The organism is Pseudomonas sp., assembly GCF_049300855.1.
GTDB lineage: Bacteria > Pseudomonadota > Gammaproteobacteria > Pseudomonadales > Pseudomonadaceae > Aquipseudomonas.
On record NZ_JBAQKH010000016.1, the window covers coordinates 16,704 to 29,409 of the forward strand.

The 12,706-nt window shown below is 59.5% G+C and carries 10 protein-coding genes and 2 tRNA genes; 4 read left to right on the forward strand and 8 right to left on the reverse strand.

The window, feature by feature from the left end:
• Positions 1-9: 9 nt before the first annotated feature.
• From dnaB to rnr, 7 genes are all read right to left on the reverse strand, one after another.
• On the reverse strand, positions 10-1,407 hold the full coding sequence (gene dnaB, locus WA225_RS05220; RefSeq protein WP_008078305.1) for a replicative DNA helicase: 1,398 nt from the start codon (positions 1,405-1,407) through the stop codon (positions 10-12).
• 120 nt (positions 1,408-1,527) lie between these two features.
• Positions 1,528-1,974 carry a 50S ribosomal protein L9 gene (gene rplI, locus WA225_RS05225; protein ID WP_003221136.1) on the reverse strand — a complete coding sequence of 149 codons (447 nt, stop codon included), beginning with the start codon at positions 1,972-1,974 and terminating at the stop codon, positions 1,528-1,530.
• A gap of 18 nt (positions 1,975-1,992) precedes the next feature.
• Positions 1,993-2,886, reverse strand: coding sequence for a hypothetical protein (locus WA225_RS05230; RefSeq protein WP_016983782.1), 894 nt, complete (start codon positions 2,884-2,886; stop codon positions 1,993-1,995).
• 36 nt (positions 2,887-2,922) lie between these two features.
• Positions 2,923-3,153 (reverse strand): 30S ribosomal protein S18, encoded by a 231-nt coding sequence (gene rpsR, locus WA225_RS05235; RefSeq protein ID WP_002551829.1) that lies wholly within the window; start codon positions 3,151-3,153, stop codon positions 2,923-2,925.
• Between the two features lie 29 nt (positions 3,154-3,182).
• The gene (rpsF, locus tag WA225_RS05240; protein WP_007915844.1) at positions 3,183-3,602 is read right to left on the reverse strand and encodes a 30S ribosomal protein S6; all 420 of its coding nucleotides are present in this window, start codon (positions 3,600-3,602) and stop codon (positions 3,183-3,185) included.
• A 307-nt stretch (positions 3,603-3,909) separates the two neighbouring features.
• Positions 3,910-4,677, reverse strand: coding sequence for a 23S rRNA (guanosine(2251)-2'-O)-methyltransferase RlmB (gene rlmB, locus WA225_RS05245; protein ID WP_422607122.1), 768 nt, complete (start codon positions 4,675-4,677; stop codon positions 3,910-3,912).
• Positions 4,674-7,304 (reverse strand): ribonuclease R, encoded by a 2,631-nt coding sequence (rnr, locus tag WA225_RS05250; RefSeq protein WP_422607123.1) that lies wholly within the window; start codon positions 7,302-7,304, stop codon positions 4,674-4,676. Before rnr ends, rlmB begins: the two co-directional genes overlap by 4 nt.
• 226 nt (positions 7,305-7,530) lie before the next feature.
• Here rnr and WA225_RS05255 point away from each other — a divergent pair.
• From WA225_RS05255 to WA225_RS05270, 4 genes are all read left to right on the forward strand, one after another.
• A tRNA-Leu gene (locus WA225_RS05255) sits at positions 7,531-7,617 on the forward strand.
• Between the two features lie 180 nt (positions 7,618-7,797).
• Positions 7,798-7,884, forward strand: a tRNA-Leu gene (locus tag WA225_RS05260).
• Positions 7,885-8,081: 197 nt separating this feature from the next.
• The gene (locus WA225_RS05265) at positions 8,082-9,092 is read left to right on the forward strand and encodes an extracellular solute-binding protein (RefSeq protein WP_422607124.1); all 1,011 of its coding nucleotides are present in this window, start codon (positions 8,082-8,084) and stop codon (positions 9,090-9,092) included.
• Positions 9,092-10,657 (forward strand): ABC transporter permease, encoded by a 1,566-nt coding sequence (locus tag WA225_RS05270; protein WP_422607125.1) that lies wholly within the window; start codon positions 9,092-9,094, stop codon positions 10,655-10,657. The genes WA225_RS05265 and WA225_RS05270 overlap by 1 nt, the downstream gene beginning before the upstream one ends.
• 91 nt (positions 10,658-10,748) lie before the next feature.
• On the opposite strand, the gene WA225_RS05275 is transcribed toward WA225_RS05270, so the two are convergent.
• Positions 10,749-12,683, reverse strand: a complete 1,935-nt coding sequence (locus WA225_RS05275) for a methyl-accepting chemotaxis protein (protein ID WP_422607126.1) — start codon at positions 12,681-12,683, stop codon at positions 10,749-10,751.
• Positions 12,684-12,706 lie beyond the last annotated feature (23 nt).

Sequence of the window (12,706 nt, forward strand, 5' to 3'; positions counted from 1 at the left end):
GGCCTGCCGTTACTCGTCGTCGTCGAAGTTGTAACTGCCCGGGGCAAGGTTTTCGAAACGCGTGTATTTGCCGATGAATGCCAGGCGGATAAAACCGATCGGGCCGTTACGCTGCTTGCCGATGATGATTTCAGCGATGCCTTTGTGTTCGGTTTCCGGGTGATACACCTCGTCGCGGTACACGAACATGATTACGTCGGCGTCCTGCTCGATCGCTCCGGATTCCCGGAGGTCGGAGTTGATCGGACGTTTGTTCGGCCGCTGCTCAAGGGAACGGTTGAGCTGAGACAACGCCACCACCGGGCAGTTGAATTCCTTGGCCAAGGCTTTCAAGGAACGCGAGATTTCAGAAATCTCGTTGGTTCGGTTGTCGCCGCCGGAGCCTGGAATCTGCATCAACTGCAGGTAGTCGATCATGATCAGACCGATCTCACCGTGTTCGCGCGCCAGACGCCGGGTACGCGCACGCATCTCCGACGGGCTGATGCCGGCGGTATCGTCGATGAACAGCTTGCGGTCATTGAGCAAGTTGACTGCCGAGGTCAGGCGCGGCCAGTCGTCATCTTCCAACTGACCGGAACGCACTTTGGTCTGGTCGATCCGGCCAAGAGACGACAGCATACGCATGACCAGCGATTCGCCTGGCATCTCGAGGGAATACACCAGCACCGCTTTGTCGCTGCGCAGGACGGCGTTTTCCACCAGGTTCATCGCGAAGGTGGTTTTACCCATCGACGGACGACCGGCGACGATGATCAAGTCAGCCGGCTGCAGGCCGCTGGTCTTCTCATCAAGGTCGGTGTAGCCAGTGGACAAGCCGGTAATCGCGTTGTCAGTGTTGAACAGCGTGTCGATGCGATCAATGGCCTTGGTCAGCAAGTCATTCACACCGACCGGGCCACCGGTTTTTGGCCGGGCCTCGGCAATCGCGAAGATCTGCCGCTCGGCTTCGTCGAGAATTTCCTCGGCGGTGCGGCCTTCCGGGTTGAAGGCGCTGTCGGCGATCTCCGTGCTGATGCCGATCAGTTGGCGCAGCGTCGCGCGCTGGCGGACGATCTGCGCATAGGCCTTGATGTTGGCGACAGACGGCGTGTTTTTCGCCAGCTCGCCGAGATAACCGAGGCCACCGACCTGCGAGGTCTGACCTTCCTTGTCCAATTGCTCGGCAAGGGTCACGACGTCGATCGGGGAGTTCTGATCGGCCAGTTTGGCGATCGCACGGAAGATCAGACGGTGGTCATGTCGATAGAAATCGCCGTCGGAGACTTGATCGAGCACGCGTTCCCAGGCGTTGTTGTCCAGCATCAAACCACCGAGTACAGCCTGTTCGGCCTCGATGGAATGCGGCGGCACCTTCAGGGCAGCGGTTTGCAGATCGTATTGCTCGGGAGCGGAGATATCGTTCATGGCCACTTGTGTTGTTTGGAAAAACAGGGAGATCAGAAAGACAAAGGGCACGACCTGTAAACAGGATCGTGCCCGATGTTAACCGTCTGACGGGCAAGCCGCCAGCCGATCAGGTGTTGCTTAAGCTGCTACCACGACAACGCGTACGGTGGCTTCAACTTCGGCGTGCAGGTGCACAGCCACGTCGAATTCACCCACGTTGCGGATGGTGCCGTTCGGCAGACGAACTTCGCTCTTCTGCACTTCAACGCCGGAAGCGGTCAGTGCGTCAGCGATGTCGTGAGTACCGATCGAACCGAACAGCTTGCCTTCGTCGCCAGCGGTGGCAGTGATGGTCACTTCCAGCTCGGCCAGTTGGGCAGCACGGCTTTCAGCCGATGCTTTACGGTCTGCGGCAGCTTTTTCCAGCTCAGCACGACGCTCTTCGAACGCAGCCAGGTTGGCAGCGGTCGCAGCGGTAGCTTTGCCGAAAGGCAGCAGGTAGTTACGGCCGTAACCGGCCTTAACGTTTACTTTGTCGCCTAGGTTGCCCAGGTTGGCGATTTTTTCCAGAAGGATCAGTTGCATGTGGAAATCCTCTAACTTTTAACCTTCACCGTTCGCGTTATCGGTGTCTTTCGACACATGACGACCGCGAAAATCAATCAGGCTGTCGACAATGGCCAGAACCACGAGCAACGGATAGATCAGCTGCATGAACAACAGCAGCGTGACGTACAACCCCACCAGCCAGAAACCGGCCAGTCGCTTCTGCCCGACCAGCCCGTGAATCAGGGCAAGTCCGGCGAACACCAGCGGTACGCTGCACAACGGCGTCAACATGGCCATCTGTGCACCGAGATTCGGGCCCAGAAGCATCAACGCCAGCAGCAACATCGCCGGCCCCAGCGGGATCCGGATGGCGCGAAACTCGCGACCAAAACCACCCGGGTTGTACAACAACGCCTGCCAATGCCGCCCGACAATCAGGCTCAGCACGCTGACGATCTGCAACAACGCCGCAATCAGTCCGGTCAGGACTGGTGCGATCAGGGACGCGAAACGCGCTTGCTCATCGACCGACAATTGCTTGTAAGTCTCACCGAGTAGCGCCGGCATGACCTTTATCAAGGCCTGCGCGAGCATCTCGATCTGGGCAGCAAACGCTGCCCCGAGCACCACTGAAAACACCACTCCAATCACTACGCTGACCAGCAGCGTGCGAACCCAGGACTCACTTGCGCGCAAAACCAACGCAAGTCCCGAAGACCCCAGCAGCACCAGAAGTGCCCGTGGGTCATCGGCATACAGCCACCAGATCAAAGCCGGCAGCAGCCCCAGAGACAGAACACCCAGGGCGTCCGTCAGTCCGCGCCGCAGCAGCACAAGGCTCCCCGCGGCAGCACCCAACCAATACAACAACGGCAATGTTGCACATCCGGCCACCACGAGAGTGGCCTGCATACGGCCTCGCATGATGAACTCAGCTAAGGCACGCATGCATTCAATCCTTTGCTACTTGTCGACTGCCCGGTCTCAGCGGCCGTGGCTGTCGGTGTAGGCCAGCAGGGCCAGGAAGCGGGCGCGCTTGATAGCGGTGGCCAGCTGACGCTGATAACGAGCTTTAGTACCGGTGATGCGGCTTGGAACGATTTTGCCGGTCTCGGATACGTAGGCTTTCAGAGTGTTGAGATCTTTGTAATCGATCTCTTTCACGTCTTCAGCGGTGAAACGGCAGAATTTACGACGACGGAAGAAACGTGCCATTTGATAGGCTCCTTAATAAGGTCCGTGGATTACTCGTCAGCGTTATCGCTGTCGTTCTCTTCGCCTTCAGCGCTTTCAGCGCCTTCGTGCTCAGGACGATCGCGACGCTCACGGCGCTCACTGCGGTTTTCTTCAGCCTTGAGCATCTCGGACTGGCCGGTAACGGCTTCGTCGCGACGGATGACCAGGTTACGGATCACTGCATCGTTGTAGCGGAAGTTGTCTTCCAGCTCGGCCAGGGCCTTGCCAGTGCACTCAACGTTCAGCATCACGTAGTGAGCCTTGTGAACATTGTTGATTGCGTAGGCCAGTTGACGACGGCCCCAATCTTCCAGGCGGTGGATTTTGCCGCCGTCTTCTTCGATCAGCTTGGTGTAACGCTCAACCATGCCGCCGACTTGCTCGCTTTGATCCGGGTGGACCAAAAAGATGATTTCGTAATGACGCATGAATGCTCCTTACGGGTTGTAGCCTGCCGCTCAAAAACGGTCAGACAAGGAGTGAATGACACTTATGGACTTGCTGGCGCGGGGCACATGCGTGCCTGCCGTCACAGCAAGGGGCGCAATTGTAGAGAAGGGACAGAAGAGGTGCAAGGCAATTGGTGATTATTTGAACAACCACCCATTTATGCCACACCACAAAACACTGTGGGAGCGAGCTTGCTCGCGAATGCAGTTTGTCAGGCAACATTTATGTCGACTGACACTCCTCTTTCGCGAGCAAGCTCGCTCCCACATTTGAATCGTGTACGACTCAGGATTTCTTTGTGGCGGCCTTGGCTTTGGCACCGCGCTGGCGCTGGGCTTCGAACAGGCACACGCCCGTCGCAACCGAGACGTTGAGGCTGCTGACGCTGCCAGCCATCGGCAGTTTCACCAGATAGTCGCAATGTTCACGGGTCAGGCGACGCATGCCTTTGCCTTCGGCGCCCATGATCAGGATGGTCGGGCCGGTCAGGTCCTGGTCATAAATGCTGACCTCGGCCTCACCCGCCGTACCGACAATCCACAGACCGCGCTGCTGAAGCTTTTCCAGGGTGCGCGCAAGGTTGGTTACCGCCACCAGCGGAATCACTTCCGCCGCGCCGCAAGCGACTTTACGCACCACCGGGGTCAAGGTTGCCGATTTGTCTTTCGGCACGATCACCGCCAGCGCGCCGGCCGCATCGGCCGAACGCAGGCAGGCGCCGAGGTTGTGCGGGTCGGTCACGCCGTCAAGCACGAGCAACAGCGGCGCGCCTTCGGTGCGATCAAGCAATTCGTCGAGCATTGCCTCGCCCCAGACCTGGCTAGGACTGACGTCCGCGACCACGCCTTGGTGCACGCCTTCGACCCAGGCGTCCATCTCGCGACGCTCGGCCTGGCCGACCTGGACACGGTTCTCGTTGGCCAGTTCGATCAGGGTCTGTACGCGCGGGTCGTTGCGGCTTTCGGCCAACCAGATCTGCTTGACGCGTTTAGGGTGGTGACGCAGCAACGCTTCTACTGCGTGAACGCCGTAGATTTTTTCCAACTGACTCATGACTTCGCCTTCGGTTTACGGGCCCCGCCACTTTTGGCTGGAGCCGAACCCGCTTTTGGCGGGCCTTTACGGTGTTTGCTCGGTTTGGCTGGCTTGCCGCCGGCGGCCTTTTCAGGCGCCGACCGTCCGGTCTTTCCCCCAGGCGCCGCTTTACCACCGTTTTTGGCGTCGGAAAGCAGAGCCTTCTTCATTTCACGGCTTTTGCGCAGCTCGGCGTTTTTCGCTACAGCATCGCTTGGGCGATAGGCTTCGGGAGCCTTCTCCTTCGCTGGACGGCGACCCGTGGTTTTCGCAGGGGCCGACTCGGCTTTTTCCTTCGCGGCGGGCGCGGCAGTTTCAGCACCACGCTTTTTGCGACCGATCGGCGCGCTGATGGTTTTTTCTGCCATCTCGAAGTCGATCTTGCGCTCGTCGAGGTCAACGCGCATGACGCGCACTTCAACGGTATCGCCAAGGCGGAAGCTACGACCGGTACGCTCGCCCGCCAGGCGGTGATGCACAGGATCGAAGTGGTAGTAATCGCCCGGCAGCGCGGTGACGTGCACCAGGCCTTCGACGTAGATATCGGTCAGTTCGACGAACAAACCAAAACCGGTCACGGCGGTGATCACGCCCGGGAACGATTCGCCCACGCGATCCTTCATGAACTCGCACTTGAGCCAGTTCACCACGTCGCGGGTCGCTTCGTCGGCACGGCGTTCGCTCATCGAGCACTGCTCGCCGAGCTGCTCGAGCGCCGCTTCGTCGTACGGATAGATGCGCGCCTTCGGAATGCTCATCGCACCGGCACGGCGAACGTGCGGGGTGTCCTGTTTCGAATGGATCACGCTGCGGATCGCACGGTGCGTCAGCAAGTCCGGGTAGCGACGGATCGGCGAGGTGAAGTGGGTATAGGCTTCGTAATTCAGGCCGAAGTGGCCCTGATTGTCAGCGCTGTACACCGCTTGACTGAGCGAGCGCAGCATCACGGTCTGGATCAGGTGGAAATCCGGCCGATCCTTGATGCTTGCCAGCAACGCCTGATAATCCTTCGGCGATGGACCGTCCTTGCCTTTGTGCAGGGACAGGCCGAGTTCGCCAAGGAATGCGCGCAGTTTTTCCAGACGCTCCGGTGGCGGGCCATCGTGGACGCGGTACAGCGCAGGGATTTCGTGCTTCTTGAGGAATTCGGCGGTGGCCACGTTGGCCGCCAGCATGCATTCCTCGATCAGCTTGTGCGCGTCGTTGCGGGTGGTCGGACGGATTTCGGCAATCTTGCGCTCGGTACCGAAGATGATCCGGGTTTCCTGCGTTTCGAAATCGATCGCGCCACGGACGTGACGGGCAGCCAGCAGCACCTTGTACAGCGCATAAAGCTGCTTGAGGTGCGGCAGAACGTCGTTGTACTCACCGCGAAGCTGACGTGCCTCGGTGATTTTCGGTGTTTCCAGCATCGCGCTGACTTTGTTGTACGTCAGACGAGCGTGGGAATGGATCACCGCTTCATAGAAGCAGTAGTCGGTCATTTCGCCGGACTTGGAGATGGTCATCTCGCAAACCATGGCCAGACGATCGACGTGCGGGTTCAGCGAGCAAAGACCGTTGGACAGCTGCTCGGGCAGCATCGGCACGACGCGCTCGGGGAAGTACACCGAGTTGCCGCGCACTTGCGCTTCGTTGTCCAGCGCCGAGCCGATCTTCACGTAGCTGGAAACGTCGGCAATCGCCACGTACAACTTCCAGCCGCCGGAGAAAAGGCGCAGCTTGCCAGGTTTGGCTTCGCAATAAACCGCGTCATCGAAGTCGCGAGCATCTTCGCCGTCAATGGTGACGAACGGCAGATGGCGCAGGTCGACACGCTTCTCTTTGTCTTTTTCTTCGACTTCCGGCTTGAGCTTGGCGGCTTCTTTCAGCACGGCTTCAGGCCAGACATGTGGAATGTCGTAGGTGCGCAGGGCCACATCGATTTCCATGCCCGGCGCCATGTAGTTGCCGACCACTTCGACGATATCGCCTTGTGGCTGGAAACGCGGCGTCGGCCAGTGGGTGATTTTCACTTCGACGAACTGACCGATCTGCGCGTTGGCGTTGCGGCCCGGGGTGACCAGCACTTCTTGCTGAATCTTCGGGTTGTCCGCGACGACAAAGCCGATGCCGCCTTCTTCAAAGTAGCGACCGACGATGGTTTCGTGTGCACGCGTCACGACTTCGACGATCACGCCTTCGCGGCGACCGCGACGGTCGAGACCGGAAACACGGGCCAGCGCACGGTCGCCGTCGAACACCAGACGCATTTGCGCCGGGCTCATGAACAGGTCATCGCTGCCGTCGTCCGGCACCAGGAAGCCGAAACCGTCACGGTGACCGCTGATGCGACCGAGGATCAGATCAAGCTTGTCGACCGGCGCATAGGTGCCACGACGGGTGTAGATCAGTTGAGCGTCGCGCTCCATGGCGCGCAGGCGGCGGCGCAGGGCTTCGACCTGGTCTTCTGTGGTCAGACCAAACTCTTCGACCAGTTGCTCGCGGGCAGCAGGCGAACCCCGATCGGCGAGGTGCGCCAGGATCAGTTCGCGGCTAGGAATAGGGTTTTCATATTTTTCCGCTTCACGAGCGGCCTCGGGATCGAGGGACTGCCAATCGGCCATTAGAGAGTTTTCACCTTGTCTATATGCGGGTTAGTTTGGCATAGGCGCCATGAAACGGGAAATTTCCGACTCTATAAGGCCCATCTGAAGCCTTGTATCGACCCTTGAAAGCCGTTTTGACCACCGCTGGTAAAAAAAATCATATTTTTTGCTGGCAGGGGTTTACAGTTAAAAAGACGCTCCGTATAGTGCGCGCCATCGACGACGTACAAGCGTTGCCGATACTGCCCAGATGGTGAAATTGGTAGACACGCCAGCTTCAGGTGCTGGTGACCGCAAGGTCGTGGAAGTTCGAGTCTTCTTCTGGGCACCAATTTCGAGTTTGAGACTAGATCAGTTTCAAGACTCACACAAAACCCGCGAAAGCGGGTTTTTTGCATTCTAAGCCCAGGTTTTCTTAAAACTGATTTATTAAAATTAAATCAGGGGTTTACAGATCAAAAGGCGCTCCGTATAGTGCGCCACATCAACAGCGGCAACGCTTGCGATGATTGCCCAGATGGTGAAATTGGTAGACACGCCAGCTTCAGGTGCTGGTGACCTTACGGTCGTGGAAGTTCGAGTCTTCTTCTGGGCACCAATTCAAATTCAAGGTTAAGACCTTGGATTTCACAAAAACCCGCGAAAGCGGGTTTTTGCGTTTCTGGCTTCCAGAAAACCAGCCCCCCCCCCCCTTTCGCCAATCAAAACCCCACCCCCACACAAGGCGCATCTGAGAAACAATATCGTTTATCATTGTTGCAAGTTTTTGCAATGCGACAGTGAGGAACCCTGCGAATGACGTTTCGAAATACCCTGCGCCGAGGCTTGACCTTTACCCTCCTCGGCCTGGCGCTCGCCACTCCCCTCACCCAGGCTGCCGATGCGGTTTCCCTGACTCTCTACAACGGCCAACACAAGGAAGTCGGCGACGCGATCGCCAAAGCCTTTGAAGCCAAGACCGGCATTCATGTCAACGTGCGCAAAGGCAGCAGCAACCAGCTCGCCAGCCAGATCATCGAAGAGGGCGACCGCTCCCCTGCCGACGTGATCTACACCGAAGAATCGCCTCCACTGAACAATCTCGGCGAGCAGGGCCTGCTGGCCAAGACCGATGACGCGACGCTGGCCGTGCTGCCAGCAAAATATGTCGCCGGCAATGGCACCTGGATCGGCGTCACCGCGCGGGTTCGCGTGGTCGCCTTCAACCCGAAACTGATCGACGAAAAAGACCTGCCGAAGTCGGTGATGGAATTCTCCGATCCGCAGTGGCAAGGCAAAGTCGGTTTCGTACCGACCAGCGGCGCGTTCCAGGAACAGGCCGTGGCAATCATCAAAATGCACGGACGTGATGCCGCCGAAGAATGGCTGACCGGCCTGCGCGCCTTCGGCAAGACCTACAGCAACAATATGGTTGCGCTCAAAGCCGTGGAGAATGGCGAAGTCGCCACGGTGCTGGTAAACAACTATTACTGGTTTGCCCTGCAACGCGAGAAAGGCAAACTGGATTCGAAACTGCATTATTTCACCGGCGGCGACGTCGGCGGCTTGATCACTGTCTCCAGTGCTGCCGTGCTGAAATCCAGCAAACATCCAAAAGAAGCCCAGCAATTCCTTGCCTACATGGCCAGCGAAGAAGGCCAGCGCGTGATCACTCAGACCACCGCCGAGTATCCGCTGCACAAAGGCATGGAATCGGATCGCGGGCTCAAGCCGTTCAGTGAGCTGGAAGCGCCAAACGTCACCCCGGCCGACCTGGGCAATGCTGAAGAAGCGCTGGAGCTGGAACGCGAAGTTGGCTTGAACTGATGGCCGCATCGTTATCCGCCCCCGCCCCGCGCGGGGGCTATGTACCAAAGCGCAAGCGGCCATCGATCTGGCTGGTGCTGCCGGTGTTGTTGCTGGTCGTGATGAGCCTATTGCCGCTGGCCTATGTCGGGCTCAAAGCGTGGCAGGCCGGCTGGGCCGAAGCGCTGCATTTGTTATGGCGCCCGTATGTGTTTGGCCTGCTGCGCAACACCCTGGCATTGATGGTTGGCGTGACGATCACCTGCGGCGTGATCGGCCTGTCGCTGGCATGGTTGCTGGAGCGCAGCAATTTGCCGGGGCGGCGCCTGTGGGGCGTGATTCTGTGCCTGCCGTTTGCGGTGCCGGCGTTTGTCAGCAGTTTCACCTGGGTTTCGCTGAGTGCGCAGTTCGAAGGCCTTGGCGGGGCGATTCTGGTGATGAGCCTGTCGAAATACCCGCTGATCTTCTTGCCGGTGGCAGCAACCCTGCGCAATCTCGATCCATCCCTTGAAGAGTCGGCCCGCACGCTGGGGCAGAATCGCTGGGGCGTATTCTTTCGCGTCACCCTGCCACTGCTCTGGCCATCGTTGCTGGCCGGTTCGTTGCTGATCGCCTTGCACATGCTGGTCGAGTTCGGTGCGCTGTCGATCATTGGCCTGCAAACCTTCACCACCGCCATCTATCAACAGTTCGAGCTTGAATTCAGCAACGCCAACGCAGCAATGCTGTCGGCCGTGTTGTTGGCGCTGTGTCTGGTGTTGTTGTGGCTGGAACTGCGCGTGCGTGGCAAAGGCCGGCATGTGCGCACCGGGCAAGGTGCGGCACGTCGAGCTGAACAGGTTCGACTCGGGCCATGGGCAGCGGTCGGTCAGTTGTATTGCCTGATGCTGGCGATTGTCGGCAGCGGGATTCCTTTGGGCATGTTGGCGTATTGGCTGGCGGTGGGTTCGTCGGCAGCCTTTCCGGTGGCGGCGATTACCGAGGCACTGCTGTCGTCGCTGGCGTTATCGCTCGGCGGCGCGGCGTTGTGTCTGGTGCTGGCCGTGCCGGTCGGATTGCTGGTGGTGCGCTATAAAGGGCAACTGGCGATCTGGGCCGAGCGCCTGCCTTATCTGCTGCATGCGCTGCCAGGTTTGGTGATTGCGCTGACGCTGGTGTATTTCGCCCTGCACTACGTGCCGGCGCTGTACCAGACATCGGGGTTGCTGCTGATTGCGTATGCGCTGCTGTTTTTGCCGCTGGCACAGGCACCGATTCGCACGGCGCTGAACAAGGCTGCGCCGCAACTTGAAGAGGCTGCACGCACGCTGGGGGCTTCATCGTTCACGGCGTTTTGCCGGGTGACGCTGCCGATTATCTTCCCGGCATTGGGCGCGGCGTTTGCGCTGGTGTTTCTGGATGCGATGAAGGAATTGACGGCGACGCTGCTGCTGAGTCCGACCGGCCTGAATACTTTGGCGACTGAGGTCTGGGCGCATACCGCGAATGTCGAGTTTGCGGCGGCGGCGCCTTATGCGGCGTTGTTGATTTTGGTATCGGGATTGCCGGTTTACTTACTGACGACTCGGATGTATCTGAGCCGCTGAAATAGTTATCGCGAGCAGGCTCACTCCTACATTGGAATGCGTTCCCCGTGTAGGAGTGAGCCTGCTCGCGATGAGGCAAAACCAGACAGCATCAAGCCCTGAACTGCCCCAGGCTCGCCTTGAGTTGCGCCGCCAAGCCATCCAGCACTTTGCCACTGGCCGTGGTTGCCACCACCGCCTGCGCCGCTTTCTCGGCCTGCGCGTGAATCGTCTCGACCCGCCCACGCACAGCCTGTGCGCCTTGCGCCTGATGCGCAGCGGCCTGCGTTGCCAGGCCGATCGCCGCATGCACTTGCTCGACCGAAGCCTGCACCGATTGCTGCAACCGCGCACTGTCGCGCAACACCAACAAACCTTCACTGGCCTGACGCCCGGCCTGGCCGATCGCCTCGACCGCCTCACGCGCGCCCTGCTGCAAGGCGACGATGTGCGCCTGAATGTCGCCGGTAGAGCTTTGCGTCTTGCTCGCCAGTGCACGCACTTCATCCGCCACGACCGCAAACCCGCGCCCGGTCTCACCGGCACGCGCTGCTTCGATAGCCGCGTTGAGCGCCAGCAGGTTGGTCTGCTCGGCAATCCCGTGAATCACCGTCAACACCACTTCAATCTGCTCACTCTGCTGCGCCAGTCGCTCGATGACTTTCGCCCCGGTATCGACCTGCCCCGCCAGCGCTTCGATCAAACTGCCGACCTTGGCGGAGGTGCGGGTGTTTTCGTCGGTGGCCTGGCGAATATCCACCACCTGCTTCAACGCCGCTTGCATCGCATGGCTTTCCGATTGCGCCTCATCAGCCATTTGCGACAGCGCGCGCAGGCTTTCCGCCACTTCATCACGCTGCATACCGGCGGCCGCATCGGCACCGGCATTGCGCAGGGTCATCGCGCCAATTTCTACGCCGGTACGCTGCGCGACATCGCCCGCCTCGCGCACGATCGGCTGCAACTTATCGACAAAGCGATTGACGGCCGAGGCCATGTCGCCGATTTCGTCCTTGCTGTTGATCTGCACACGCTTGGTCAGATCGCCCTCGCCCGCCGCCAGATCATCCATCGCTGCGTTGAGCATCTTCAAGCGATTGACCACGCGATGGCCCAGCACAACTGCCAGCAACAGCAGCACCCCGCAACCGACCAGCGCCAGGCCCATGCCGATCCGCCAGCGCAGGGTTGCGGCCGCCTCTTGAACGGTATTGGCGGTATTGGCTTTCATCTCGGTAGCGGTCGACTGCGCCGATTGCAGACGTGTTTGCATCGCCTTGGCGCTGTCCGCTGCGGCGCCTTTGAGGCTGTCGCCGACCAATTGATCACTGCTGGCGATCAACGCCGAGAAGCGCTTGTCGAGCGCGGCGAGATCGGTTTCCACCGAAGCCGTGGAAACGCCCATCAGCACCTTGCCGATTTCCACGCCATTAGGGTTGATCGACGCTTCGAGGTAGTAGACCGACGGATCGTTCTTCGCCGCATCCAGCACTTTATCCAGCGCACGCTCGCCCTGGCCTTTTTCAAGAAGAGCCTTGTTGATCGGATTTTCGCGATTGAGGTAACGGGTCAGATGCTGGCCGGTGGCGTCGTCGTAGACCACGAACAGCACGTTGGGATTGCGCTGGGCACGCCGGGCGAACTCGGACAGGGTCGGTACGTCGCTGTCCCACATGGCACGCGGCGCGACAGAGGCCAGTAACTGCGCCATGTCATTGGCCGAGTCCTTGAGATCCTTTTCCAGCGTCGTACGCAATTGCGCCTGCTCTTCCTTGAGGCGCGAAGACAGGCCGGCGGTAAGTCGCTGGCGGGTGCTGGCGGACAAGGCATCAAGGCTCGAGGTGACCTCACGCCCGGCCTGCTCCAGCTCACCGGAGAGTTTCTGGCTGTCGGCGCCGAGGCGCACCGCCAAGTCAGCTTCCAGCGCCGTGACGGTGCTCCGCGTCAGGGCAACGGCCACCAACACCTGCACCAAAAGGGCGATACCAAGGGTAACGAACACGGGTCGCAACAAACGGCTTTGTAACAGTGAGAGAACGGCCGACACTGTGAATACCTCTACTTCTGACG

Bases quoted from the DNA above. Each gene is read 5' to 3' on its own strand.
- dnaB (WP_008078305.1), bottom strand. From the start codon at position 1,407: ATGAACGATATCTCCGCTCCCGAGCAATACGATCTGCAAACCGCTGCC.
- rplI (WP_003221136.1), bottom strand. From the start codon at position 1,974: ATGCAACTGATCCTTCTGGAAAAAATCGCCAACCTGGGCAACCTAGGC.
- WA225_RS05230 (WP_016983782.1), bottom strand. From the start codon at position 2,886: ATGCGTGCCTTAGCTGAGTTCATCATGCGAGGCCGTATGCAGGCCACT.
- rpsR (WP_002551829.1), bottom strand. From the start codon at position 3,153: ATGGCACGTTTCTTCCGTCGTCGTAAATTCTGCCGTTTCACCGCTGAA.
- rpsF (WP_007915844.1), bottom strand. From the start codon at position 3,602: ATGCGTCATTACGAAATCATCTTTTTGGTCCACCCGGATCAAAGCGAG.
- rlmB (WP_422607122.1), bottom strand. From the start codon at position 4,677: ATGAGTCAGTTGGAAAAAATCTACGGCGTTCACGCAGTAGAAGCGTTG.
- rnr (WP_422607123.1), bottom strand. From the start codon at position 7,304: ATGGCCGATTGGCAGTCCCTCGATCCCGAGGCCGCTCGTGAAGCGGAA.
- WA225_RS05265 (WP_422607124.1), top strand. From the start codon at position 8,082: ATGACGTTTCGAAATACCCTGCGCCGAGGCTTGACCTTTACCCTCCTC.
- WA225_RS05270 (WP_422607125.1), top strand. From the start codon at position 9,092: ATGGCCGCATCGTTATCCGCCCCCGCCCCGCGCGGGGGCTATGTACCA.